This is a genomic window from Mesorhizobium sp. AR02, from assembly GCF_024746835.1.
GTDB lineage: Bacteria > Pseudomonadota > Alphaproteobacteria > Rhizobiales > Rhizobiaceae > Mesorhizobium.
Genome location: NZ_CP080531.1, coordinates 5114084 through 5137547, shown reverse-complemented (window position 1 = coordinate 5137547; position 23464 = coordinate 5114084). Strand labels below are relative to the sequence as shown.

General features: G+C 64.9%; 24 protein-coding genes and 2 pseudogenes. 10 read left to right on the top strand and 16 right to left on the bottom strand.

The annotated features are described in order from the left end of the window. Positions 1-41: 41 nt before the first annotated feature. From DBIPINDM_RS28960 to DBIPINDM_RS28920, 9 genes are all read right to left on the bottom strand, one after another. On the bottom strand, positions 42-611 hold the full coding sequence (locus DBIPINDM_RS28960; RefSeq protein WP_258582400.1) for a class I SAM-dependent methyltransferase: 570 nt from the start codon (positions 609-611) through the stop codon (positions 42-44). Positions 612-763: 152 nt separating this feature from the next. Then, positions 764-2005 (bottom strand): arsenite efflux MFS transporter ArsK, encoded by a 1242-nt coding sequence (arsK, locus tag DBIPINDM_RS28955; RefSeq protein WP_258582399.1) that lies wholly within the window; start codon positions 2003-2005, stop codon positions 764-766. Then, the gene (locus DBIPINDM_RS28950; protein WP_258582398.1) at positions 2002-3393 is read right to left on the bottom strand and encodes a flavoprotein; all 1392 of its coding nucleotides are present in this window, start codon (positions 3391-3393) and stop codon (positions 2002-2004) included. Before DBIPINDM_RS28950 ends, arsK begins: the two co-directional genes overlap by 4 nt. Before the next feature lie 42 nt (positions 3394-3435). Next, positions 3436-3756, bottom strand: a complete 321-nt coding sequence (locus DBIPINDM_RS28945; RefSeq protein ID WP_258582397.1) for an ArsR/SmtB family transcription factor — start codon at positions 3754-3756, stop codon at positions 3436-3438. 65 nt (positions 3757-3821) lie between these two features. Then, positions 3822-4244, bottom strand: a complete 423-nt coding sequence (gene arsC / locus DBIPINDM_RS28940) for an arsenate reductase (glutaredoxin) (RefSeq protein ID WP_258582396.1) — start codon at positions 4242-4244, stop codon at positions 3822-3824. Next, a complete protein-coding gene (locus DBIPINDM_RS28935) occupies positions 4241-4942 on the bottom strand; it encodes an MIP/aquaporin family protein (protein ID WP_318036908.1) in 702 nt (233 codons plus the stop codon). Before DBIPINDM_RS28935 ends, arsC begins: the two co-directional genes overlap by 4 nt. 7 nt (positions 4943-4949) lie before the next feature. Continuing rightward, positions 4950-5282 (bottom strand): ArsR/SmtB family transcription factor, encoded by a 333-nt coding sequence (locus tag DBIPINDM_RS28930; RefSeq protein WP_258582394.1) that lies wholly within the window; start codon positions 5280-5282, stop codon positions 4950-4952. A 66-nt stretch (positions 5283-5348) separates the two neighbouring features. Further along, positions 5349-7262 (bottom strand): diguanylate cyclase, encoded by a 1914-nt coding sequence (locus DBIPINDM_RS28925; protein ID WP_258582393.1) that lies wholly within the window; start codon positions 7260-7262, stop codon positions 5349-5351. Between the two features lie 273 nt (positions 7263-7535). After that, entirely contained in the window at positions 7536-8369 is an 834-nt protein-coding gene (locus tag DBIPINDM_RS28920; protein ID WP_258582392.1) for an SDR family oxidoreductase, read from the bottom strand. Between the two features lie 96 nt (positions 8370-8465). On the opposite strand from DBIPINDM_RS28920, the pseudogene DBIPINDM_RS28915 reads away from it, so the two are divergent. Continuing rightward, a pseudogene (locus DBIPINDM_RS28915) lies at positions 8466-9350 on the top strand (LysR family transcriptional regulator); the annotation flags it as partial. A gap of 11 nt (positions 9351-9361) precedes the next feature. Here DBIPINDM_RS28915 and DBIPINDM_RS28910 read toward each other — a convergent pair. The 3 genes and pseudogenes from DBIPINDM_RS28910 to mprF form a co-directional block, all read right to left on the bottom strand. Continuing rightward, positions 9362-9684 (bottom strand): annotated as a pseudogene (locus tag DBIPINDM_RS28910) (LysR family transcriptional regulator); the annotation flags it as partial. An 18-nt stretch (positions 9685-9702) separates the two neighbouring features. Then, a complete protein-coding gene (locus tag DBIPINDM_RS28905) occupies positions 9703-10812 on the bottom strand; it encodes a virulence factor family protein (protein ID WP_258589368.1) in 1110 nt (369 codons plus the stop codon). A gap of 269 nt (positions 10813-11081) precedes the next feature. After that, a complete protein-coding gene (mprF, locus tag DBIPINDM_RS28900) occupies positions 11082-13670 on the bottom strand; it encodes a bifunctional lysylphosphatidylglycerol flippase/synthetase MprF (protein ID WP_258582391.1) in 2589 nt (862 codons plus the stop codon). Positions 13671-14084: 414 nt separating this feature from the next. Between mprF and DBIPINDM_RS28895 the strand changes: the two genes are divergently transcribed. Further along, complete coding sequence (locus DBIPINDM_RS28895) at positions 14085-14240, top strand: hypothetical protein (RefSeq protein WP_258582390.1); 156 nt, start codon at positions 14085-14087, stop codon at positions 14238-14240. Between the two features lie 212 nt (positions 14241-14452). Here DBIPINDM_RS28895 and DBIPINDM_RS28890 read toward each other — a convergent pair whose 3' ends face one another. Further along, on the bottom strand, positions 14453-15358 hold the full coding sequence (locus DBIPINDM_RS28890; RefSeq protein WP_258582389.1) for a LysR family transcriptional regulator: 906 nt from the start codon (positions 15356-15358) through the stop codon (positions 14453-14455). A 93-nt stretch (positions 15359-15451) separates the two neighbouring features. Here DBIPINDM_RS28890 and DBIPINDM_RS28885 point away from each other — a divergent pair, with 93 nt between their 5' ends. The 5 genes from DBIPINDM_RS28885 (at position 15452) to DBIPINDM_RS28865 (ending at position 18958) form a co-directional block, all read left to right on the top strand. Then, on the top strand, positions 15452-16333 hold the full coding sequence (locus DBIPINDM_RS28885) for an aldo/keto reductase family oxidoreductase (RefSeq protein ID WP_258582388.1): 882 nt from the start codon (positions 15452-15454) through the stop codon (positions 16331-16333). Positions 16334-16479: 146 nt separating this feature from the next. Next, entirely contained in the window at positions 16480-16815 is a 336-nt protein-coding gene (locus tag DBIPINDM_RS28880; protein WP_258582387.1) for an ArsR/SmtB family transcription factor, read from the top strand. Continuing rightward, the gene (locus DBIPINDM_RS28875) at positions 16812-17306 is read left to right on the top strand and encodes an SRPBCC family protein (protein ID WP_258582386.1); all 495 of its coding nucleotides are present in this window, start codon (positions 16812-16814) and stop codon (positions 17304-17306) included. Before DBIPINDM_RS28880 ends, DBIPINDM_RS28875 begins: the two co-directional genes overlap by 4 nt. Further along, entirely contained in the window at positions 17296-18120 is an 825-nt protein-coding gene (locus tag DBIPINDM_RS28870) for an alpha/beta fold hydrolase (protein WP_258582385.1), read from the top strand. The genes DBIPINDM_RS28875 and DBIPINDM_RS28870 overlap by 11 nt, the downstream gene beginning before the upstream one ends. Before the next feature lie 88 nt (positions 18121-18208). Then, entirely contained in the window at positions 18209-18958 is a 750-nt protein-coding gene (locus DBIPINDM_RS28865; protein WP_258582384.1) for a pseudouridine synthase, read from the top strand. Between the two features lie 58 nt (positions 18959-19016). Here DBIPINDM_RS28865 and DBIPINDM_RS28860 read toward each other — a convergent pair whose 3' ends face one another. Further along, a complete protein-coding gene (locus DBIPINDM_RS28860; protein ID WP_258582383.1) occupies positions 19017-19616 on the bottom strand; it encodes a cadmium resistance transporter in 600 nt (199 codons plus the stop codon). A 289-nt stretch (positions 19617-19905) separates the two neighbouring features. Between DBIPINDM_RS28860 and DBIPINDM_RS28855 the strand changes: the two genes are divergently transcribed. The 3 genes from DBIPINDM_RS28855 to DBIPINDM_RS28845 all read left to right on the top strand — a co-directional run bounded on the left by DBIPINDM_RS28855 (position 19906) and on the right by DBIPINDM_RS28845 (position 22259). Continuing rightward, positions 19906-20652: an SDR family oxidoreductase gene (locus DBIPINDM_RS28855; protein WP_258582382.1), complete on the top strand. Its 747-nt coding sequence runs from the start codon at positions 19906-19908 to the stop codon at positions 20650-20652. A gap of 42 nt (positions 20653-20694) precedes the next feature. Further along, positions 20695-21759, top strand: a complete 1065-nt coding sequence (locus DBIPINDM_RS28850; RefSeq protein WP_258582381.1) for a sigma-70 family RNA polymerase sigma factor — start codon at positions 20695-20697, stop codon at positions 21757-21759. Between the two features lie 98 nt (positions 21760-21857). After that, entirely contained in the window at positions 21858-22259 is a 402-nt protein-coding gene (locus DBIPINDM_RS28845) for a VOC family protein (protein ID WP_258582380.1), read from the top strand. A 19-nt stretch (positions 22260-22278) separates the two neighbouring features. Here DBIPINDM_RS28845 and DBIPINDM_RS28840 read toward each other — a convergent pair whose 3' ends face one another. Both DBIPINDM_RS28840 and DBIPINDM_RS28835 read right to left on the bottom strand, forming a co-directional pair. Next, positions 22279-22710: a nuclear transport factor 2 family protein gene (locus tag DBIPINDM_RS28840; protein ID WP_258582379.1), complete on the bottom strand. Its 432-nt coding sequence runs from the start codon at positions 22708-22710 to the stop codon at positions 22279-22281. Positions 22711-22815: 105 nt separating this feature from the next. Next, the gene (locus DBIPINDM_RS28835; RefSeq protein ID WP_258582378.1) at positions 22816-23397 is read right to left on the bottom strand and encodes a histidine phosphatase family protein; all 582 of its coding nucleotides are present in this window, start codon (positions 23395-23397) and stop codon (positions 22816-22818) included. Between the last annotated feature and the right edge of the window lie 67 nt (positions 23398-23464).

Below are 23464 nucleotides of genomic sequence, written 5' to 3'. Positions count from 1 at the left end.
GAAACAGGCGCACGCCTCTGAACTGGCCGGGAAATTCCGCATCATCCCTCGAGTTCGAACACCGCCCCATAGTGATACGGCGGTAGATCAATCATTCGCAGAAGCCGGAAACCAGCAGCCTCCAGAAGCGCCACCACCGCTTCGGGTGACATACGCATCTCCGTCCTGGGGCCGCGCGGCTGACCCAGCACGGTCGTGTGCTCTCGCGGCAGCTGATGCCAATTGACGAGCGCAAACTGACCGCGCAGCTTGAGCGTGCGGGCTACGGCTTTGACAAGGGCTGGCTGATCGGGCACGCCATGAAAGGTGTTGGCGATCAGCACGAAATCGATCTTTTCAGGGATCAGTTCCGCGACTTCGCTGGCATCCGCGACAATCCATTTCAGGACCGAGACGCCGAGCTGCTTCACCTCGGCCTTGGCCGCCACGATCATTTCCGGGTCGAGGTCGAGCGCATAGACGCGGCCACTGACGATTTTCGCAAGCGGAGCGGTGAAATAGCCGTCGCCGCAGCACAGGTCCAGAGCCATCATGCCGGGCTCAACACCCAACGACAGCAAGAGGCCCGACGGGTCTGGCCAAAGCGCCTCCCACCAATCGCGGTCAGGCATGGAGGTGGCGGGAAACATTCCAGTCATGGCGGACGCTCTAGAATTGCGCTGCGGGGCAGCTTTGACCGGCAGGCCGCCAAAGGCAACGCTTCCGTTGCCGACAGCGGATCGAACTGATGGCCGTCCGCGAAATCTGGGGACACCGGAGACGGTCATCCAGCCGCGTGCGGCGCGACCGCGGCCGTGCCGCTCTCCTCACCCTTGCGCGATTGCCGGCTGATCAGCGCGACGGCGGCGAAGGCCGCGATGCCGAACAGGCCGACCACGACATTGAGCCACAGTGCCGGGAAAACGCCGAGGCCCGATATCATCAAGGTGAGGCCGAACGGGGCGAAGGCGGAACTGAACTGGCGCGCCGCCGTGATCCAGCCGACATAGGAGCCGTAGCGTTCCTGGCCGAACAATTCGAGCGGCAGCGTGCCGCCGACAATGCTCATCAGGCCCGAGCCGAAGCCGAAAAGCACGGCAAACAGCATGGCGCCGGGAACGGAGGGCGCCACCACGAGCAGCACCGCAAGGCCGCCTGCCAATGCCGCGGTCGCACCGAGCGCCAGCGATGTCTGCGTCAGGCCTCGGCCGAACAGCATGTTGACCAGCCGGCTCGCCACTTGCGATGGGCCAAACAGGCTTGCGACCAGCACCGAAGCCCCGCCAAGCCCGACCAAAGTGAGCAGCGGCACCATCTGCACGAGAACAGCCGAAAGCATGAAGCCTTCTATGGCAAATCCGGCCAGCACCAGGACGAACAGCGGCGACCATCGCCGGCCGGGCACGGCGCCCGGCAGGCCGGATGTGACCGGGATGATCCTCTCCCGCGCCTTGCCGGCACGGCCCGAAAGCCTGGCCAGCCACCAGTGGATCGGCAGGCAGACAAAGGCGTTGAGCGCGGCAAAGAGAACCAGCACCTCGCGCCAGCCGAGATGCTGGTGCAGCAGCGTCGTCAACGGCCAGAAAAGGGTCGAGGCGAAGCCGGCGATCAGAGTCAGATGGGTGATGCCGCGCCGCGCGCCGCCGAGCTGCACGATGGCGACGAAGGCCGTGCTGTAGAGCACGAAGCAGGAGGCGAGTTCCATGGCCAGCACGCCAAGGGCAAAGCCGGCGCGCCCCGGCGCCAGCGCGCACAGCAGCAACGCGCCTGCCGCCGCCAGCGATCCCGGCACCATCAGGCGCCCTGCCCCGACCCGGTCCGCGAGGCTGCCTGCAAACGGCGCCAGAATGGCGCTTGCCAGCAGCGACACCGACAGCACGGCGAATACCCATTGCTGCGACCAGGCGAGCTCCGCCGCCACCGCCGGCGCCAGGATGCTGTAGCTGTAATAGAGCGTGCCATAGCCGATGATCTGGGTGGCACCCAGCGCCCAGATGGCGGAAGCGGGGATCTTGGCGTCAGTCACTCGGCGGCTTCCATCTTGCCGGTGCAGCCGCAACCGCTTTTGCCGGCCGCTTTCGCGTCGGCATCCGCCACGCAACAGGCATCGATCTCCACCGGCGCCGGCCCGCCGCAACAGCCCTGCGAAGCGCGGCCCGCCGGCACCGTGCAGACACCGGTTTCGGGCAGCACCAGTTGCACCGTGTCGGCCGCCGCCATGTCGCCGGCGATCGCCGCCGCGACCGAGCGGACCTGCTCGTAGCCGGTCAACAGCAGGAAGGTCGGCGCACGGCCATAGCTCTTGATGCCGACCGTGTAGAAACCCGGCTCCGGATGGCCGAGCTCGCGGTGTCCGTGCGGCGGCACGTCGCCGCAGGAATGCTCGTTGGGATCGATGAGCGGACCGAGCGCCTTGACGCTTTCCAGCCACGGATCGAGATCGAGCCTGAGCTCCCTGGTCAGCGACAGGTCCGGGCGCTGCCCGGTCGCGGCGATGATGCGGTCGACGGGGCCGAGATGCAGCAACCCCTGCTGGCCCTGCCCCTCGACGATCAGCCGGCAGTCCCGCTCGTGTATGGCAAGCGTCGCAAAGCCGGTCACCAGCCTGACGCGGCCGCTTTCGGCGAGGTCGCGCACATCGGCGCCGAGTTCGCCGCGCGCCGGCAACTGGTCGGCGTCGCCGCCGCCATAGATGCGCACGAGGTCGGTTCCGCGCACCGCCCAGATGAAGGCTGTGCCGGGCTCGGCCTCCGCCAGCCTGGCAAGGTCGAGCAAGGCGTTGGCCGCCGAGTGGCCGGAACCCGCAACCAGCGTCGTGCGGCCGGCATAAAGCGCGCGGTCGCTACAGAGAACATCGGGGATGCCGTAGGCGATACGGTCGGCGAATTCCGCCTCGCCCTCCGCGGCGATGCCGCCGGCGCCGAGCGGATTGGGCGTGCGCCATGTCCCCGAGGCGTCGATGACCGCGCGGGCGCTGTCGCGCCTGGTGCCATTAGCGGTCTCGACCACGAGCATGAACGGCCGTGTCGCGCGCTCACTGCCGCGCACCTTGTCGGCGCCCCAGCGCGATATGGCGACGACACGCGCATTGGTTTCGATCGCCGGCGAGAGTTCCGGCAGGTTGGCGAGCGGCTTGAGATAGTGCGCGACGAGTTCGTCGGCGGTCGGAAACGCTTCCGCGTCCGGCATCCGCCAGCCATGGCCTTCGAGCAGCTTGCCGGCTGCCTGGTCGACGCAATAGCGCCAGGGCGTGAACACCCGGACATGGCCCCAATCCCGCAAATTGGCCGCGACATCGCTGCCGGCCTCATAGAGCTTCACCGGCAGGCCCCAGGCCATGAGATGGGCGGCGGCCGCCAGGCCAACCGGGCCGGCGCCGATGACGGCGATGGGCAGATCGTTTTGCTTGGCCATAGCTTCTATCCTTCCGGTATTATCGAAATAACAGACAAAAAATCAGGCGGCTGCGTCACCCGCCGCCGGATTGCAAGCCGCATCGGCGCAGCATTCGTCGGCCAGGAAGCCGAGCAGGTCGTTCATCATGGGATAGTTGGCGCGGCAGATCAGCGTCGTCGCCTGCCGCTCCTGGCTGACCAGCCCGGTCAGGATCAGCCGGTGCAGATGGTGCGACAGCGTCGAGGCGGCGATGCCGAGACTCTCCTGCAAAGTGCCGACCGGCCGGCCAGCCTCGCCGGCCCGGACCAGGATACGGTAGAGGTTCAGCCGCGTCGGATTGCCGAGCGCTTCCAGCTGCTTCGCTGCTTGTTCGAGTTTCATGGAAATAGGATGCGGCCAGCGACAGGAACCGTCAAGCCCTATTTCGAAAAATATCGAAATAGACCTCAGACCACCCGCTTGCCACTCGCGTCGACGACGACCTCGCCGTCCTCCTTGGTGAACGGCCCGATATCCGGATTGGGCAGGACATCGAGCACCGCTTCGGATGGCCGGGCAAGCACAACGCCAAGCGGGCTCACCACGATCGGCCGGTTGATCAGGATCGGATGCGCCAGCATGAAATCGAGGATCTCGTCATCGCTCCATTTGGCATCGCCAAGGCCGAGCTCCGCATAGGGCGTCCCCTTCTCGCGCAGCAGCGCGCGCGGCGTCATCGCCATCGCCTCGATCAATTCGACGAGCCTGTCGCGCGACGGCGGCGTCTTCAGATATTCGATCACCTCCGGCTCCTCGCCCGACTGGCGGATGATCGCCAGCGTGTTGCGCGACGTGCCGCAGGCCGGGTTGTGATAGATAGTTATGGTCATTGCGCGGCTTTCATCTGAGTGACGGTCTTGTCAGTGAGGGTCTGGGGTTCAGCCAGCAGCCAGCCGGCCAGCGCCAGCGCAAGCAGCGCGCCCGCCAGTTCCGCCGCTATGAAGGCCGGTACATCGGATGGCCGGATGCCGGCAAACGTGTTCGAGAAGGCACGGGCGATCGCCACCGCCGGATTGGCGAACGAGGTCGAAGCCGTGAACCAGTAGGCCGACGTGATGTAGAGCCCGACCAGCCAGGGGATGGCATCGCTCCGGAAGCGCAAGCCGGCAAGGATGGTGAAGACCAGGCCGAAACTCGCGACCAGTTCGGCCAGCCATTGTCCCTGCCCGCTTCGCACCGTTGCCGACACTTCCAGCAACGGCAACTCGAACATGGCATGCGCGACCAGCGTGCCGGCGAGGCCGCCAAGAATCTGGACCGTGATGTAGCCCAGCACGGCCAGCCAGCCGATGTCGCGCCGCAGCCCGAAAACCAGCGTGACGGCCGGGTTGAAATGAGCGCCGGAGACCGGCCCCAGCGTGGTGATCAGCACCACCAGCATGGCGCCGGTTGGAATGGTGTTCCCAAGCAGCGAAAGTGCGACATCGCCGGTCAGCCGGCTGGCCATGATGCCCGAGCCGACCACCGTGGCCACCAGCATGGCGGTGCCCAGCGCTTCGGCTGCGAGGCGGCGTCGAAGGTCGATCATGTCCACCTCAACATTTGCAGGTCACGGCCTGGATGATCGGCTGGCAAAGCTCCGGCGCGCCGTTGCAGCAATCCTCCATCAGGTAGGCGAGCAGATCGCGAAACCCGGTCATGTCGGCCGTGTAGCGGATGCTGCGCCCGTCGCGTTCGGCATGCACCAGCCCGGCCTGGCCGAGGATTTTCAGATGCGCCGACATGGTGTTCTGCACCGTGCCCAGCCGCGTGGCGATCTCGCCCGCCGGCACACCCTCGGCCCCGGCCCGAACCAACAGCCGGAACACCTCCAGCCTGGTTTCCTGGCCGAGTGCTGCGAGCGCCAGCAATGCCGTTGTCTTGTCCATCAATCCATCTATCCAGATTTATGGATTAATGGCAGAGGACCATGACAATGCCGTGACAGCCAAAGCTCACGCTTTGCGCTGGGAAGCGGTCGGGCGTGGTTCGCTGAGATGTGGGCGCCAGCCATGCACGCGGTCCCGCCCTGCGGCCTTGGCGCCGTAGAGCGCCTCGTCGGCGCGCCGCAGGAGATCGGCGATCTCGATGTCAGCACTGCCGTCGAAAGTGCCGACCCCGATGCTGACGGTGACGATGCCTTTTTCGCTGCCGGCATGCGCAAGCCCGAGGTCGCGCACCTTGCCCCGCAGCGTTTCGGCGATGACGAAGGCGCCCCGCGCATCGGTTTCGGGCAGGACGAGCGCGAACTCCTCGCCGCCATAGCGGGCCGCCGCGTCGGCCGGCCGCCGCGCCGTCGCCTCGATGCAGCGGCTGACGGCGCGCAGGCATTCGTCGCCCGCCGGATGGCCGTAGTGATCGTTGAAGCGCTTGAACCGGTCGACGTCGATGATGAGCAGGCTGAGCGGCGTCGTGTTGCGCCGGCCGCGGGCGAATTCGCGCGCCAGCGCGTCGTCGAAGGCGCGCCGCGTCAACAGTTCGGTCAGCCCGTCGCGGTGTGCCAGCAGGTTCAGCTTCTCGTTGGCGGCCAGCAGTGCGGCCTCGATCTGCTTGGCCTCGGTGATGTCGGAAAACACGCTGAGGCTGCCGCCATCGCCGGTCGGCCGGGTCCGCACATCCAGCCAGCGCCCGTCGGCAAGCCGCACCTGGCGGTGGCTGGCATGCGTCTGCAAGGCCATGATGTCGGCGATCCAGGCCTCGACCGCGTCGGGCGGCGTGACGCTTTCGCCGCGCGCGGCCGACGCGCGCAATATGTCGCGGTGGTCGGCGCCGGGCACCCTGATATCGGCCGTCTTCGGAAACAGGGCGCGGTACTGGGCGTTGCACAGCATCAGCCTGCCGTCCGGGTCGAACATCACCAGGCCGTCGGCCATATGCGTCAGCGCGTCTCCGAGCCTCGCCTGGCTTTCCGCCAGTTCGGTCTCCAGCCGCTTGCGCTGGGTGATGTCGCGATTGTGGGTGATCAGGCCGATGATCGTGCCGGTCCGGTCACGAAACGGCGCTTTCAGCGTCGCCAGCCAGGCATCGGTGCCGTCCTCATGATGCAGGCGCTGCTCGATGGTGGAGGCGACGCCGGACGCCAGCACGGCCAGCTCGTCCTCGCGGAATTCCTGCGCCGTTTCCCGGGGGTAAAAATCGAAATCCGTCTTGCCGATCAGCGCCTTGGCATTGGTCGCCTGCATCAGCTCGGCCGTTGCCGGATTGGCAGCGATGAACCGCCCATCGAGATCCTTGACGTTCAGGCAGTCGGGCAGCGTCTCGACCACGGCCTTGAAGATGCGCCGCGACTGCAGCGCTTCGAGGCGCCGCCGCTCCTGGTAGATCGCCAGCCCCGACATCGCCACGGAGACGAAGATGAGCAATGTCGAGGGAAACACCACTTTTGGCAGGACTGTCTCGATAACGGATCGCGGCAGGACGCTGAGGCCAAGCAGCGATCCGCACGCGGTCGCGGCACCCAGGATCATGATATCGCGCATGGTGGGGGCGCGGCCCCTGAGCGCAAGATTGCCGGCAATGCCGACCAGCATGGTGGCCGCGATCCCCACCGCGCCGGCGAAGGCGCCGATGCCGCCCTCGAAGACCCGGAAGGCGCCGGCCATGACGCCTGCGACAATGCCGGCGACAGGGCCGCCGAAGAAGCCGGCAACGGCAATCATCGTCGCCCGGAGATCAACCATGACGCCCGGCTGCAACTGCATGGGCGTCAGCATCAGGATGATGGCGCCGGCGCCCATCAGCAGGCCGAAGGCCGCAGCCTTTACAGCGACCGGCCTGCGATCCAGCCACACATGCGTGTGGATCCAGACCGAAACGAACATCGCAACGACCGCGAGATTGGCCAGCAATTCGGACCAGGGCGAGCCCATTTTCCTGCGCGTCCCCCTTCTTTCATGGGTCGAGGGTGCGTCGGCAATCGGCGACGCACCCTCGTGGATACGCCGGGCAAGAAAACAAAGTGTTACGGACCGGGTTTGGATTGTTCGGATGTGCGGACCGGTGAGGTTCTCCAGGGGTAGCCCCCGCCACCAGAAGCGAGCCACGGCTTTCCGCCATGACCTTCATTCATGCATAAAAACAGATACTTAAACGCATCTGATGAATCTGTTTCGACCCAGTGCGCTTGACCCTCGCAGCCGGGATTACCCGTCGATCGCCAGCGAGCTTGAAAGCGCGCGATAGGCTTCGATCTGTTGCTGCAGTGTCGCAATCTTCTGTTCAGCCGTGGCAATGGCATCGGCGCCGGCCAGGAAGCGCCGTGGAAGCGCGGCCTCCTTGTCCAGCGTGATCAGGGCCTGCGCCAGTTTTGCGGGGTCGCCACCCTGTGTGCCGTTCGCACCGGTCCAGAAGGCCTCCTGCTGCGCACGCCGCGCGCTGTAATCCGCGATGGCGAGATCGGCATATCGGGTCGATTCCTCGGTGAGAAGTTCGGTGCGGAAGAAGCCCGGATTGACGATCATGGTCTCGATCCCGAATGGCGAGACCTCGACCTGCAGCGCTTCCATCCAGCCGTCGAGACCGAACTTGGACGCCGAATAGGCGGTGCAGAATTCGTAACCCACAAGGCCCGCCGTCGACGAGATCGAGATGATCCTGCCCGATCCCTGCTTGCGCATCGCCGGCAGAAAAGCGCGGGTGACATTCATCGGGCCGACAAGGCTCGTGGCCAGTTGCAGGTCCATCTGCCGAGGCGACAGTTCCTCGAAATAGCCGGCCTGGAAGCTGGCCGCGTTGTTGACCAGGACGTCGATGCGGCCAAAGCGCCCGATGGTGGCCTTGACAGCCGTTTCGGCGTCGGCGCTGCTGGTGACGTCCAGCTTGACGACCAGAAGCCTGTCGGATTGGCCGACAGCCCCGGCCACCTTGTCTGTATTGCGGCCGGTGGCGACCACTTGATGGCCGGCGGCCAGGGCAGCCCTGGCAATATGCAGGCCCATGCCTCGCCCGGCGCCCGTAATGAACCAAACTTTGCTCATGTTCCGAAATCCCTTCGTTGCCGGGATTAGATAACCCCTGCTGACGAACGGGATTAGATGGTATTATCGGCATGAACTTAGAAATTGGATTGATGAATGCGAAGGCAGAATGTGAACGACCTTCTGGCCTTTATCGCCGTCGCCCGTGAGCAGAGCTTCACCAGGGCCGCCGCCAGGCTTGGCGTGTCACAGTCTGCATTGAGCTATACCATCCGCACCCTGGAGGAGCGGCTTGGCCTTCGGGTTCTGACCCGCACGACCCGCAGCGTCGCCTTGACGCAGGCCGGGGAGAGGCTTCTGGGCAGCATCGGGCCAAGGTTCGATGAAATCGAACGCGACATCCAGGCACTGGGGGAGATGCGCGACAAGCCGGCTGGCACGGTCAGGATCAATTCTGTCGAGCACGCCGCTGAAACCATCCTCTGGCCGGCTATGGCGCGGTTGCTGCCGCAATACCCGGATGTGAACGTCGAGATCATTTCGGACTATGGTTTGATCGACATCGTGGCGGAGCGCTACGACGCCGGCGTGCGACTTGGTGAGCAGGTGGACAAGGACATGATCGCGATGCGCATCGGTCCTGATTTCCAACAGGCGGTGGTCGGGGCGCCGGCTTACTTCGAAGGCCGGACGCTCCCGGGCACACCGCAGGAACTCACCGAGCACCGCTGCATCAACCTGCGTCTGCCGACGCATGGCGGTTTCTATGTCTGGGAGTTTCGCAACAATGGCCGTGAGCTGAATGCCCGTGTCCAAGGTCGTGCCGTGTTCAATTCCATAAGCTTGATGCGGCAAGCAGCACTTGACGGGTTGGGACTTGCCTACCTGCCATTGGACGTGGTCGAGGCGGACATCAGCACCGGCCGGCTGCTGCGCGTACTGGATGACTGGTGCGCACCACGCCCGGGCTATCATCTTTACTATCCCAGCCGTCGCCAGCCCTCACCAGCCTTCGCGCTCGTTCTAGAGGCGCTTCGCTACCATTCCACCCCTCACCCCCAGCGCATCGTTCCGACAAAATCGATGAAGGCCCTGAGCGGCGCCGGCGTCAGGCGGCGGCCGGGATAGTAGAGGAACGGGCCTGAAAATTCCTGCCACCAGGGCTCCAGCCGGCCATCGTCGAAATAGGGGCGCAGCCAGTCCTCGAACAGCGAGACGATGCCGCCGCCGGCGATCGACACTTCGAGCGCCAGCGCCATTGCCGTGCCGGTGCTGACCAGCAGCGGGCCGGTCGGCTCGACGCTCACCACCTCGCCGTCGCGTTCAATTCCCAGGCGTGTATCACGCCGCCGGCGAAGCGGCCGCGCAGGCGAGCGCTCCCGCGATCGCGGCGCTACGACATTCGCGGTTTCATGCGGGCGAGAAGAATCTTGGCGAGCGCGGGGTAGTCTTCGTCGAAGTGATGTCCGCCCTTCATCTTCAGCGTCTGGATTCCCGCCAGTGAGGGATCGGTGCAGGCCGTGTCATCCTCTTCCTCGCCATAGACGCACAGCACGCGCTCGGGCGGAATGGTGGCAATCGCCGGCGCGACGAAATGGTCGCCTCCGCCACCGAGCCAGGTACCGACGGTCACCTGGAAGGTAATCGTTTTCTGGGTGGCGAGGAGTCCGACAAACCGGATGCGATCCTTTATACGCTTCGGCAGCAAGGTCCAGGCAAACGGAAAGACATCGGCGCCAAACGAATAACCGTAGACCGCGACGGGCATTTTGCCCGAGGGATCGGCGCGGTCGATGATGGATACCGTATCATTGGCGATTTGCCGTGGCGTGCGTTCCGCCCAGAAGTAGCGAAGCGAATCGATGCCGACCACATGAACGCCGTGTTTGCTCATCTCATCGCCAACCACCTTGTCGAGGTCGCGCCAGCCGCCGTCGCCCGAAAAGAACAGCACAAGGGAATCTGGCGTCGAGCTGGCGGGGATATCGACGGTCGGCAGGTCATTTGACGACGCATCGCTCGCGGCGATTGACACCACGGCATCAACGGCCGCGTCGAGGCGGCCAGACACGCTGTCGACAACAACCGCCTTTGCCCGCATCACATTGTCGGACGATTGCGTGGAAATACCCGCAAGCGGTGCGGCCGAAACCAGTGTTGCAGGGGAAGGCAATTCCGCGTCGAGGGCATAGTTGAAGCCGCCCGCCGGATCCGCCGTCGGCCTTGCGCCGCCCGGGCATGTTGGCAGCGGCGTGACCAGGCTGTGCGTCGGTTCGAGCGCGACTGCGCCGGCCAGTGTCGTCACCGGTGCATCGGCCAACGCTGCATAAGCCAGCGTGCCACCTTCGCCGATACCGGCCACCACCGGATGAAAATAGCTGCCGCCGCCGGCAGCGCGGATGGCCGCCTTGGACAGCGCCTCCAGATCGGACCCGAGATACATGCACGCGCCATCGGCTGCATTCAGCTTGTTGCGATATTTTTCAAGGTCGACCGGCAGCACGATCAAGCCCTTGCTTACCAGGGCCGCCGCCAGATCAAGGTCGCGCTGACCAATGCCGCCTTTTTGCGAGAACAGGATGACCAACCCCGCCGGTTCCTGTTGCGGCAGCTGAACAGGAATATCGACCAGCCGCTCGGCGGAAACGCGGATCTGGCGTTGGACGGCCCGTGTCCGGTTGAAATGCAGCGCGAGGCCCAGGCCGGCAGCGATGACCAGAGCCGCCAGAACCAAAGTCGCGCGGCTCTTGGTCATCTGCGCAAAATAAGCAATCATTTCCGAACGAGTTCCAGCGGACCGCCGCCGATCAGAGTGGTGACATCGAACAGGGATCGTATGGTGTCCAGTCCGGGCGGGCATATGAAATAATGCGGGGTCCAGACGGGATCGAACTTGTCCTTGAAAGCCTTGAGCCCGTCGAAGCGATAAAAGGTCTGGCCACGCCGGTAGAGAAAGGACCCGAACCGATTCCACCGGGAAGCCAGCCGGCCCGCGGACAATCCGGAAAGCGGTGCCGCGCCCAGATTGAACCAGCGATAACCCTGCGATTTGCCATGAAGAAGCAGTTTGGTCAGCAGCGCGTCCATGACGATCTTGGGCGCGTCAGGCACATGGCGCATCAGGTCGACGGTCAACTCGCTTTTGTCGGCGCTCCCCCACAAATTGGCGAAAGCGATGATGCGGCCCTGCCAACGCATCACGGCCATATCGAATCTGCTGACATAGTCATCGTCGAAATAGCCCAACGAAAAACCTTTCTCGGAGCTCGCCTTCATCTGGAGCCAGGCATCCGACACCTCTCGCAATTCGCCAAGAAACGGTCTCACATTGGCGGCTTCGACGATCTCGAAAACCAGACCATCCTTTTCGGCGCGTCGATCGGCGTAGCGCAGTGGCTGGCGGCGTGGGCCGTCGAGGTTGAAAGCCGTCAAGTCGACGCGCGCGACCTCGCCGAGCTTCAGCGCGACGAGGCCCATGTCCAGGTACATGGGCAATTGGTCAGGTTGCACACCGTAAAAGGCTGTACGGACCGCGGAGCGGTCGGCCAGGTCGTGAAAGGCCCATGCGAGCTTGCTGTCGCCCTCGACAGGTCCGATCGGCCCGCCGAGCGCGATAAGGCTGCCGCCCGAGCGCGCATACATGATGAAGCCCCGGCCGTCCGGCGACATCAGAAATTGCTTGTCGCCGAGCATTGCCAGAGCCGCATGGGTCACGTTCGAGGAGGCGACGATCGCGCTGACGGCCGGAGGGATTTCGGCGCGTTGCTTGCGGTCGATGGCCTTTCGATTGATGGCCGTGTGAAGCGCCGCCGCTGCCGTAGCGATCAGGATCACGATGCTGGCGCGCAGGAAGCGTGGCGCGTCGCCGTCAATGGCAAATTGCCAGAACAGTTGATTGGAATAGTCGATGTCGCGATAGCTGAAGAATCCAAGCCAGATCGAGATAGCGACGATGCTGATGACGCTGGCGAGCCAGCCCCATGACAGCGTTCCGATTCCCTCGATCGGGCGGCGATAGAACGCCTTGCGGAAGCCTATCAGGACTGTCGACAGGATCAGGAGGACGCTCGCATCCTCCCAGTCAAGACCCTTGCCGATCGAGAAGGCAGCCCCCAGGATGAACAGGATGAGCGACGCCGCCCATGCCTGCTGAAGCCGCCGCGCCAGCCCCCGCGCAAGGATCAGCATTGCAATGCCCGCGAAGGCGGCCGCCAGGTGCGAGACCTCTATGAATGGCAGCGGCAGCATGTCGGACAGAACGTCGAGGCGTTCGGCAGCACCTGGAATGGAACTCGAGAACAACAACATTATCCCGCCCAGGAAGGTCGCGCCGGCGGCAATTGGTGGGACGAGAGGCTCCAGGACGCGGCCTGCATAGAGCACCCGCTGCGACACTTCGGCGTGCCGTGCGTAGATCTCGAATGTCAGGACACCGATGACGGCAACCAGGAAGGGCAAAAGCGTAAAGATGATCCGGAAGGCGAGCAGGGCTGCGATGGCATCCGGATTGTTGCCCAGGCCAAGGCCGGCGATCATCGATGCCTCGAAGGCGCCGAGACCGCCTGGAGCGTGGCTGGCGATGCCGATGATGGTCGCCACGACAAAGACAAGCGCAAAGACCGCCGGACTGGTGGTGACCGTCTCGGGCATCAAGACGTAGAGCGTTCCGGCGGCGGCGCAGACGTCGACCAGGCCGGCCACGATCTGCGTCAGCGCGCCGCGCGAACCGGGCAATTTGATGGAAAACCTTCCCACCGTCAGCGTACGTTCGCCGCGCGACAGCCATACGACCAGCAAGCCAACCGAAAGAATCATCGCGATGCCGAGCGTCAGGCCCAGGCGAGGATCAAGCTGGTCGACAAACGGTGTACGAGCCGGGTCGAGGACCAGGGCAAGAGCGATCATCACGGTGAAGGCGAACCAGATTGACAGCCACGAGGTGGCGATGATTCGACCGATATCGGACAAGGCAATGCCTTCGCCTGCATAGATGCGGTAACGCAGCATCCCGCCTGTCAGCAGCGAAAAGCCCAGTGCATTGGATATGGCGTAGCCGGCAGCGCCGACGCATGCCGCCAACAGCTTGGGGACGCGGCCCGGCGCGATCGTCTCCACAGCCACGACATCGTAAAAGGCGACGGCGGCAAAACTCAAAAGTGTAAGTGCAAGCGCGACCAGAAGGTGCTTGCCAGGGATGTTTCGCGCCGATTCCAACACATGGTCGAGCGAAAGGTCATTCAAAAATCGCTGCAGCACCACCACGGTGATTACCGCGATGGCCACGCCCGCGACGGGCATGGCAAAATGCTGGTAGCGTCCCCAGAAGCCGAACATCTGCAGCCGCGCATCGCGCGTGGCCATCGGATCGGCTATGGGATCCAGGTGGCTCGGATTGGGAAATTCAGGCTTCGGAATCATACTGCTCAAAAAGTCCTTGGTCTTGTCGGAGCTGGCGGCTACCCACGCCAATAAGGGTTTTCAAGATTGATGCTCGCTGGGGGCCGGACGGGTTTGCTGAAAGGCCCGCCTTCGACGGCGAGACCATCCCCGAAATCCCGAGAGCCCATGGCACAACGGGTGCTTCCTAGCTTCCTCGCCTAACGTTCTTGTTGCTTTTGTGTCCCCGACGCCGGCTGCAATGTCGATGACGGCGTTTGCCGGGGCATTTACAGCACTACGACGACAGCACTACGACGGATGAACGACGGTATAGGTCGTCTCAATGGTGGGAGGAACCGGGGACTGTGCAGCCGAGACTTCTCGAGTGACATCGCCATGACGGTGTTGCCGACGAAGCCTCCGCATGGCCACAAGAAGCGCGAGTATCGAAAAACAAACGATCGCAACGATCGGTATCACGACGATCGCAAGCGCGCCGCCCAGAACCAGCGCGAACGCAATTCGAAAGGTTTCAGCGACCCTTTTCATTGAAACGACTCCATTCCCCCGGGAAACATGGACCATTGAAATTTCCCGCGCATTGCCGCTGCCATAAATATTCGTAAGGTCCCTTCGACGCATCGGCCCCAAAGTGTCAGGCTCGCTTTCCTCCATCGGCTGCCTCGGTCGAAGGGGTCGTGTGCGACCGGCGAACCATCGTGCAAGAGGCCGGGCACACCTGGCGGCGCGATGTCTGCCCGAAATCACCCCCAGCGCATCGTGCCGACAAAGTCGATGAAGGCGCGCAGCGGCGCCGGCGTCAGGCGGCGACCGGGATAGTAGAGGAACGGGCCTGAAAATTCCTGCCACCAGGGCTCCAGCACCGGCTCCAGCCGGCCGTCGTCGAAATAGGGGCGCAGCCAGTCCTCGAACAGCGAGACGATGCCGCCGCCGGCAATCGACACTTCGAGTGCCAGCGCCATTGCCGTGCCGGTGCTGACCAAAAGCGGGCCGGTCGGCTCGACGCTTACCACCTCGCCGTCGCGTTCGAACTCCCAGGCCGGCGTCAGGCCGCTGGCGAAGCGGCCGCGCAGGCAGGCGTGATCGAGCAGGTCGCGCGGATGATCGGGCCGGCCATGCCGGTCGAGATAGGCCGGTGCGGCGGCGGTGGCGAAGCGCTGCCGGCGCGGGCCGATCGGCACGGCGATCATGTCCTGCTCCAGCCGCTCGTCATAGCGGATGCCGGCGTCGCAGCCACTCGCCAGTATGTCGACGAAGCTGTCCTCGGCGGTCACTTCCATGCGGATGTCGGGATAGGCGGCGAGGAAGGGCGGCAACAGCCGCGGCAGCACCAGTTTGGCCGCGACGACCGGCACGTTGAGCCGCAGCGTGCCGGCCGGGCGGCCGCGAAAGCCGTTGACCACGTCGAGCGCCGCCTCGACCTCGCCGAGCGCCGGGCCGAGCCGCTCGAGCAGGCGCGCGCCCGCCTCGGTGGGAGCTACACTGCGCGTGGTGCGGTTGAGGAGCCGCACGCCGAGCCCGGTCTCCAGCCGCCGCACCGTCTCCGAGAGGCTGGAGGCGCTGACGCTGCCCACCCGTGCCGCTTCGCGAAAGCCGCCGGCGCGCGCCACCGCCATGAATGCCTGGAGGTCGCCAAGATCCGCTGCCATTGTTCGCCTTTCCGCACAGGCTGTGCCGATTGCACCATATTATCGTGCAGGCGCGCTTTGTCTACATTGGGCTGATCCAAAGGAGATGAGACCATGACCGACATCAGCAAGGCCGGAACCTTCAAACTCGGCGACCGCACCGTGAAGCGCCTCGGCTACGGCGCCATGCAGCTGGCCGGACCGGGCGTCTTCGGCCCGCCGAAGGACCGCGACGCCGCCCTTGCCGTGCTGCACGAGGCGATCGCCAGCGGCGTCGACCACATCGACACATCGGATTTCTATGGCCCGCACGTCACCAACCTGATCATCCGCGAGGCGCTGCACCCCTACCCGGCCGATCTCACCATCGTCACCAAGATCGGCGCCCGCCGCGACGCCAACGGCGCATGGCTGCCTGCAATGGCGCCCGACGAGCTCCGCCAAGCCGTACACGACAATTTGCGCAATCTCGGCCTCGATGCGCTCGACGTGGTGAACTTCCGCCGCACCGACGGCCTGCATGAACCGTCCGAAGGCTCGATCGCCAGGGAAGTTTCCGTTCTGGCCGAACTGCGACAGCAGGGGCTGGTCAAGCATATCGGGCTGAGCAACGTTACGCTCACCCAGGTCGAGGAGGCACGCCGCATCGTCCCCATCGTCTGCGTGCAGAACCTCTACAACATCGCCCACCGCAATGACGACGCGCTGATCGACACGCTTGGCGCTGCCGGCATCGCCTATGTGCCGTTCTTCCCGCTTGGCGGCTTCACCCCGCTGCAGTCGGACACGCTGGCCAATGTCGCCCGCAAACTTGGCGCGACCCCCATGCAGGTGGCGCTCGCCTGGCTGTTGCGCCGCGCGCCCAACATCCTGCTCATCCCCGGCACCTCCTCGGTCGGTCATCTCCGCGAGAACCTGGCGGCGGCGGAACTGAAGCTGCCGGCCGACGCGATCGAGGTGCTGAACGGCATCGCGGGCGAGAAGGAAGCCGCCTGAGCGTTTGAACACCCCTTTGCCGGGCGACAGTTTTCCCGGCAAAGGGACGCATTTGCGCGCAACACCATAGGCCAACCAGAACCCATTGACGTAGTGGGCTTACTCCTTTATAGAACCGTTTAGTTCCAGAACTAGATGGTTCCGTAATGGCCACTCAAATCTCCCTCGACAATACATTCGCCGCCCTCGCCGATCCCACGCGCCGGGCGATCCTCGCCCGGCTGCTCGATGGCGAAGCCTCGGTTGCCGAACTGGCGCAACCCTTCGCGCTCACCGTGCGCGCCGTCTCCAAGCATGTCGGTGTGCTGGAACAGGCCGGCCTCGTGACCCGCAGCCGGGCGGCGCAAAAGCATCTCAGCCGCATCGAACTCAGACCGCTGCGCGACATCGACCGCTGGCTCAGCGACTACCGAAAACTCTGGGAGGACCGTTTCGATCGCAGGGAAGACCTCCTGCGGCGCGGCGCGGACAGGCCGGAATGAGCGCGCCCGCAACCGCCGACCGCAGCTTTGCCATCGAGCGGATTTTCAACGCCCCGGTCGAACGCGTCTTCCGGCTGTGGACCGATCCGCTTCTGGTGGCGCAATGGTGGGGTATCAGGGACTGCACCATCCCCCATTGCGCGCTCGACGTGCGCGTCGGCGGTCACTGGCGCATCGACATGCTGACCGCCAGTGGCGCGCTTTACCGCAACCAGGGCAGCTATCTCGAAGTCGTCGAAAACCTCAGGCTGAGCTACCGCGACGAACCGGACCCTGAAATCCAGGAATGGGCCGGCAAGCCACCGGGCCAGAGCCGCCATACGGTCACCTTCACCCCCGACGGCGCGCGCACCCATGTCCATTTCGAAGTGACGCTGGCGAGTGCCGCCGACCGCGAACGCCTGCTGGCGCTCGGCATGCGCGGCGGCTGGATGCAGAGCTTCGACCGACTGCAACAGCTGATCAACAGAGGAGCAAACCATGCTGGCTGAAAGCGCCAAGCCGACCACGCAAGCCGTGTTGTCGCGGGATGGAACGCCGATCGCCTGCGAGCGCCGAGGCCAGGGCCATCCGCTCATCCTCGTCGACGGCGCGCTCTGCTCGCGCGCCATGGGTCCGAGCGGCCCGCTGGCCAAGGCGCTGGAAGGCGATTTCACCGTGTTTCGCTACGACCGCCGTGGCCGTGGCGACAGCGGCGACACCTTGCCTTACGCCGTCGAGCGCGAGGTCGATGACATCGAGGCCGTGCTGCAGGCGGCCGGCGGTGAAGCCTATGTCTGGGGCATGTCTTCAGGCGCCATGCTGGCGCTGATGGCGGCAGCCCGCCTGCCCGGCATCAGCAGGCTGGCGCTCTATGAAGCGCCGCTGATCGTCGACGACAGCCGCGCGACCACGCAAGGCGACTGGGCAACGATCAGGCAAGCCATCGCGGACGACCGGCGCGGCGACGCTGTGAGCGCCTTCCTCAAATCGGTCGGCATGCCCGGCCTGCTGATCGCGGTCATGAAGCTGACGCCGATCTGGCGCAAGCTCAAGGCGGTGGCACATACGCTGCCTTATGACGGCGCCATCGTCGCCGGCGATCAGCTCGGCAAGCCGTTGGACCCTTCCCGCTGGATCGCGCTCAGCGTGCCGACACTGGTGACCGATGGCGGCAAGAGCCCGCCCTGGATGCGCCATGGCAACAAGGCGTTGGCCAAAGCTCTGCCCAATGCCCGCCACCAGACACTGGCAGGCCAGAACCATATGCTGAAACCCGCCGCGCATGCGCCGGTGCTGACGGCGTTTTTCAACGGGCAGGATTGAGCGGTCAGCCGCTTCAGCGCAGTGCGTGTACGGCTTGCGGAGCCATCGCGGCCCGTGCCATCTGTCTGATGCAACCGACCGGATCAGCATGGCATCAAGACCACCACCCACCGGCAGGCCGGCCAGCACCGGCGTCAGCCTGAACCGCGCGCTGTCAAAACTCGGCCTGTGCTCGCGCACGCAGGCCGAGGTGTTGATCGCGGAGGGCCGCGTGCGCGTCGGCGGCAAGGTGGTGCGCGATGCAGCACTTCGCGTCGACCTGAACCGCGACCGCATCGTCGTCGATGGCGAGCATGTCGTTGCCGAGCGCAAGGTCTATGTCATGCTCAACAAGCCGCGCGGGCTGGTCACCACCCGCGACGACCCGCAACAGCGCGACACTGTCTATGCTTGCCTCGAAGGGCTCGATTTGCCATTCGTCTCGCCGGTCGGCCGCCTCGACAAGGCGAGCGAAGGCCTGCTCCTGATGACCAACGACACACGCTTCGCCAACCGGCTGATGGACCCGGCCTCACATCTGCCCAAGACCTATCATGTGCAGGTCGGCGCGGTGCCCAACGAAGCGATGCTGGAGGCACTACGCGCGGGCGTCACCGTCGACGGCGAGAGCTTGACGGCAAACTCGATCGCGCTTTTGCGCAGCGGCGGCCGCACCGCCTGGCTGGAGATCGTGCTCGACGAGGGCCGCAATCGCCACATCCGCCGCCTGCTCGCCGCCCACGGCATCGAGGTCAAGCGCCTCATCCGCATCGCCATCGGCCGGCTGCCGCTCGGCGACCTCGCCAAGGGCACGGCGCGGCATTTGACGGCGGAGGAGCTGGCGCTGCTGGCGGGCTGAGCAAGCGTCCCGCCCGCAAGCCGATCTTTGGCAAACGGGTGGACGAAGGGGTAGTGGGTCAGTTCAAATTTTGAAGCAGAGACAGTGAATTCTGCTCGTGCAGAACGAGGATACCGATTGCGATCAGGACGAAGGGCACTGCGATGTGTCCATAGCGCCGGATAGGCGCGCCCAGCGAGGGGTGGTTGACCAGCCAATGCGAGAAGGCCAGCCAGATCGCCACCATGATCGCGAATACGACGACCATGATGGTTATCTCGGCGCTCGTGCTGGTGGCAAAGGCAGGCGTATAGATGCCGATATTGTCGCCGCCATTCGCCACCGTGACCGCGGCGACGGCAAGGATGTTGCCCAGTCCAGCGGCAGCCGGAACGTCTGTCTCGTCGTCTGCCTCGCCTTTCCATAGATTGTAGAGCCTCTTGAGCCCTATCAGGATTGGAAGCAGGCCAAGCAAGCCAACATATTCCGGCGCGACAACGAGCGAGATCAGAGAGGCAAGGACGCTCACGGCCACGAGGGCCGCGACGCCAAGATATTGCCCGATGATGACCTGGCTGGCGCGGAATTTCCGATCCGCGAAGAAGCCGAGAAGCACGAAGATGTCATCGATATTCGTGGCGACAAACAAGGCGATAGCCGCCCCTATCGTGCTCAGCATGCGAAGGTTCCCAAGGTTCAGGAGCCTTGTCGCCCGCGGGTATAGCGGGGTCAATGCGGCAGACCCAGGCGACTTTGTCGCGCTTCTTATAGGCACCGCGCTTCAACGACTTCCCAGCGTCCTTCGCTCGATCAGCGCACTATGTCCGCGATCCCCCAAGCTTGTCTGCGACAGCGCCTGGCAGGCGGCCCGAGAAATCTTTTTGCCCCGCACCGATGATTTCCACCCGCCCCCACTGTCTTCACCTACAGGCACCGGAATCCTCCGGGCCGGAAAAGCGAGGTGATCCATGGGATCGTTGAAGGGTCAAAATGTCGTCGTGGTCGGAGGCAGCCGGGGTGTCGGCCGCTCGATCGTGGAAGCTGCGCTCAGCGAGGGGGCGACGGTGCTTGCCGTCGCCCGCGGCACGGAAGCTTTGAAGGAGCTCTCCTGGGAGGCGTCAGGCGTGAAGACGCTTGCCGCCGACGCCACGCAGGAGGCCGCGCCCGATAGAGTGTTCGCCGCGCTGGAGCCGGACGTGCTGGTGATCTGCGCCGGTGCCTTCGCTCCGTCGGCCTCCATCCAGGACCAGAGCTGGGACGATTTCTCGGCGAATTGGGAGACGGACGTCAAGGCATCGTTCCTGTTCTGCAAGGCCGCCCTGCGCGGTGGGCTTAAGCCGGGCAGCCGCGTGGTGCTGATCTCCAGTGGCGCCGCGCTCAGCGGCGGCCCGCCCAACTCCGGCGGCTATTCCGGCGCCAAGCGCATGCAGATGTTCCTGGCCGCGCACAGCCAGAAGGAGGCCGACCGGCTGGGCCTCGGCCTGCGCTTCATGGCGCTGGCGCCGATGCGCATCATGACCGGCACCGGCGTCGGCCAGCGCGGCATTACAGGTATCTCCGCATATCTCGGCATCAGCCCGGCGGATTTCCTGGCCAGCATGAGCGATGTGCAGACACCCGCCGATGTCGGACGCGCCGTGGTCGCGCTCGCCGGCGGCAAGGTGCAAGGCACCGCCTTCACGGTCAGCGGCAGCGGCCTTGCAGCGGCGGCATGAGGCGCGCAGGATGGAAGGTAAATTCCACACGGCAGGCTCGACATGACAGACGCTCCCGGCCCGCTTGAGCCGCTGAGCCCGACAGGCCGGCCGATCCTCGATCGGCCTGCCTTCGAGCGCCTGGCAACGACCCACCGCCGCGAACTGAAGCTGCATTGCTACCGGATGATGGGCTCGCTGCACGAGGCCGACGATCTCGTCCAGGAGACGTTGCTGAAGGCCTGGCGCGGCCGCGCGCAATTCGACGGGCGCGGCTCGCCGCGCGGCTGGCTCTACACCATCGCCACCAACGCCTGCCTCAACGCCATCAAGGCGCGGGCCACGGCGCATCGCATTCTCGAAGAACCCGCCCGGCCACCGAGCGAAGGGCGCGCCGCCGCCGGGCCGGCGACCGAGCTTGCCTGGCTGGAGCCCTACCCCGACGCCGAGCTGCCGGACCTAGTCGACGGCGAACCTTGGCCGGACGCACGCTACGAGACAAGCGAGGCCGTGCGGCTTGCCTTCGTCGCCGCCCTCCAGCTGCTGCCGCCCCGGCAACGCGCATCCCTTCTGCTGTGCGACGTGCTGGGCTGGTCGGCGCTGGAGACCGCGCAGTTGCTGGGCGGCTCGACGGCCTCGGTCAACAGCGCCCTACAGCGGGCGCGTGCGACACTCGGCGGGCGCTATCCGCAGGGTCGTCCCTTGCAGCGATCGCAACCCAACCCGCAGGAAGGCCTGCTGCTCGAACGCTATATCGCGGCCTGGCAGGCCGCCAATCTCGACGGCTTCATCGCTCTGCTGCGCGAGGACGCCACCTATCACATGCCGCCATGGCGCGACTGGTACCAGGGCCGCCCTGCGATCCACGGTTTCTTCAAAACCGTGTGGGGCAATTTCGCCGGCTACCGCGCGGTGGCGACACGGGCCAACGGCCAGCCGGCGGTCGCGATCTACGCCCAGCGCCACCAGGAGCCCGAATGGCGCGCCCAGTCGCTGCATGTCATCGAGCCCGCCGATGGCGGCATCGCCTCGCTCACGGTCTATGTCGGCCCGCTCGCGGCAGAACTGATCGCCGCCTTCGGCCTGCCGCCAATGGTGCAGGAGAGGTGGTCCGAACCGGAAGCGTAGCCGTCGCACCCCTCTCCTGACAGAAAGCTGTCAGGAGGCCTGGCCTATAGATTGCTTGGGAGCCCAGCCGCGGCTTCAGCGATCAAGGAGCCAATGCGATGAATTTCGTCTCTGTCCGCATCATCACCTCAGATGTTCAGCGCCTCGTGCGCTTCTACGGCGAGATCACCGGCATGCCGGTGACGGTCTACACGGAAGACTTCGCCGAACTGGCGACACCTTCTTGCACGCTGGCGATCGGCAGCACGCGCACCTTGATGCTGTTCGGCGGCGACATCGCCCGCCCCGCCGACAACCACACCGCCATCCTCGAATTCCGCGTCGGCGACGTCGATGCCGAATTCGCCAGGCTGTCGGACTTCATCAGGGACACAACCGTGCAGAAGCCGACCACCATGCCCTGGGGCAACCGCTCGCCGCTGTTCCGTGACCCCGACGGCAATCTGGTGAATTTCTTCACGCCGGTGACCGCCGAGGCGATCCGGAAGTTCGATAAGTAGGGGCGGACGCGGACGGGCGTCAGGTCGATTTCTGCGGAGATCGGCTGGTGCTCGTCCAGCGGTCCTGGGCGGTCGCATCCGTCCATTTCGTGTCTGGCGCCAGCATCGAAATCCAGGTTTCAGCGAGCTTGCCATCCTCGATCCGGTAGCTTTGCATGCCGGCCCGGCTGCGCGGTTCGCCGGTTTCGGGATCGGGCCACACGAAGGAAAAGCGAAACCATGCGCTGTCATCCGTGAAGGCGTGATCATAAACGACGACACGGATGCCCGGCCGGCCATCCCGGACGGAAGCGAGTTCCGCCGTATAGTCCTCGCGCGTCACCGTGCGGTCGCCCTTCTCGTCATGCCGGATATAGTGCGAGCCGACGCAAGCCGGGATCAGATCGTATTGGCCGTCCACCCAGACCCGTTCCCACCTGTCGAACAGGTCGCGCACCAACTCTTTTGACATGGACAAATCCCTCTCTGACTGACGCCGCCGACCATACACTGGCAGCGCGGAATTTGTGTCAGGAGACTGAAGGGTGAGAGTACGGAAGAGCTTGAGCGGTGCCCGCTATTTCTGGTTCCATTTGCGCACGACAGGCTCGCTGAGATCGTGCTCGTAGCCGAGCACGCTGATGCTGGCCGTATCGAGCACGAACAGCGCCCCGCCTTCGGGCGGCAGGCCGAGCCAGCGGGCCGTCAGCACGCGCAGGAAATGCGCGCTGGAAAAGATCAGGGTCGAGCCGCCAGCTTCGCGAAGCTGTCTGATGATCCTGTCGGCGCGCGCGCCGACATCGGCCGCCATCTCGCCTTGCGGACAGCCGTCGCGAAACACGTTCCAGCCCGGCCGCTCGGCCAGGATTTCTTTGGTTGTCCGCCCCTCATAGGCGCCGTAATCCCACTCCTGCAGATCGTCGTTTCTGACGCTCTGCGCGCCAAAGCCGGCAAGCACGCTGGTGTTGTAGGCGCGCTGCGAGGGGCTCGACCACACCGCCGAGAACGCCAGGCCTTTCAGGCGCTCCGCGACGCCCCGCGCGGCGGCTTCGCCTGCCGGCGTCAGCGGCATGTCGGTGCGGCCGGTATGCTGCCCCGAAAGACTCCACGCCGTTTCGCCATGCCGGACCAGATGGATTTGGGGTAGCACGCTGCTCATACGCTCGGCCTTTCGTTGATGTCAGGCCAAGCTGTAGCGATCGGCACAACACAGCGAAAGACCCAAG

What these genes read in the sequence shown, in the direction of transcription:
- DBIPINDM_RS28850 (WP_258582381.1), top strand. Translation starts at nt 20,695, where the DNA reads ATGACAGACGCTCCCGGCCCGCTTGAGCCGCTGAGCCCGACAGGCCGG.
- DBIPINDM_RS28935 (WP_318036908.1), bottom strand. Translation starts at nt 4,942, where the DNA reads ATGATCGACCTTCGACGCCGCCTCGCAGCCGAAGCGCTGGGCACCGCC.
- DBIPINDM_RS28865 (WP_258582384.1), top strand. Translation starts at nt 18,209, where the DNA reads ATGGCATCAAGACCACCACCCACCGGCAGGCCGGCCAGCACCGGCGTC.
- DBIPINDM_RS28950 (WP_258582398.1), bottom strand. Translation starts at nt 3,393, where the DNA reads ATGGCCAAGCAAAACGATCTGCCCATCGCCGTCATCGGCGCCGGCCCG.
- DBIPINDM_RS28960 (WP_258582400.1), bottom strand. Translation starts at nt 611, where the DNA reads ATGCCTGACCGCGATTGGTGGGAGGCGCTTTGGCCAGACCCGTCGGGC.
- DBIPINDM_RS28945 (WP_258582397.1), bottom strand. Translation starts at nt 3,756, where the DNA reads ATGAAACTCGAACAAGCAGCGAAGCAGCTGGAAGCGCTCGGCAATCCG.
- DBIPINDM_RS28895 (WP_258582390.1), top strand. Translation starts at nt 14,085, where the DNA reads ATGACGGTGTTGCCGACGAAGCCTCCGCATGGCCACAAGAAGCGCGAG.
- DBIPINDM_RS28855 (WP_258582382.1), top strand. Translation starts at nt 19,906, where the DNA reads ATGGGATCGTTGAAGGGTCAAAATGTCGTCGTGGTCGGAGGCAGCCGG.
- mprF (WP_258582391.1), bottom strand. Translation starts at nt 13,670, where the DNA reads ATGGCCACGCGCGATGCGCGGCTGCAGATGTTCGGCTTCTGGGGACGC.
- DBIPINDM_RS28925 (WP_258582393.1), bottom strand. Translation starts at nt 7,262, where the DNA reads ATGGGCTCGCCCTGGTCCGAATTGCTGGCCAATCTCGCGGTCGTTGCG.
- DBIPINDM_RS28885 (WP_258582388.1), top strand. Translation starts at nt 15,452, where the DNA reads ATGACCGACATCAGCAAGGCCGGAACCTTCAAACTCGGCGACCGCACC.
- DBIPINDM_RS28880 (WP_258582387.1), top strand. Translation starts at nt 16,480, where the DNA reads ATGGCCACTCAAATCTCCCTCGACAATACATTCGCCGCCCTCGCCGAT.
- arsC (WP_258582396.1), bottom strand. Translation starts at nt 4,244, where the DNA reads ATGACCATAACTATCTATCACAACCCGGCCTGCGGCACGTCGCGCAAC.
- DBIPINDM_RS28875 (WP_258582386.1), top strand. Translation starts at nt 16,812, where the DNA reads ATGAGCGCGCCCGCAACCGCCGACCGCAGCTTTGCCATCGAGCGGATT.
- DBIPINDM_RS28870 (WP_258582385.1), top strand. Translation starts at nt 17,296, where the DNA reads ATGCTGGCTGAAAGCGCCAAGCCGACCACGCAAGCCGTGTTGTCGCGG.
- DBIPINDM_RS28845 (WP_258582380.1), top strand. Translation starts at nt 21,858, where the DNA reads ATGAATTTCGTCTCTGTCCGCATCATCACCTCAGATGTTCAGCGCCTC.
- DBIPINDM_RS28840 (WP_258582379.1), bottom strand. Translation starts at nt 22,710, where the DNA reads ATGTCAAAAGAGTTGGTGCGCGACCTGTTCGACAGGTGGGAACGGGTC.
- DBIPINDM_RS28860 (WP_258582383.1), bottom strand. Translation starts at nt 19,616, where the DNA reads ATGCTGAGCACGATAGGGGCGGCTATCGCCTTGTTTGTCGCCACGAAT.
- DBIPINDM_RS28890 (WP_258582389.1), bottom strand. Translation starts at nt 15,358, where the DNA reads ATGGCAGCGGATCTTGGCGACCTCCAGGCATTCATGGCGGTGGCGCGC.
- DBIPINDM_RS28920 (WP_258582392.1), bottom strand. Translation starts at nt 8,369, where the DNA reads ATGAGCAAAGTTTGGTTCATTACGGGCGCCGGGCGAGGCATGGGCCTG.
- DBIPINDM_RS28930 (WP_258582394.1), bottom strand. Translation starts at nt 5,282, where the DNA reads ATGGACAAGACAACGGCATTGCTGGCGCTCGCAGCACTCGGCCAGGAA.
- DBIPINDM_RS28835 (WP_258582378.1), bottom strand. Translation starts at nt 23,397, where the DNA reads ATGAGCAGCGTGCTACCCCAAATCCATCTGGTCCGGCATGGCGAAACG.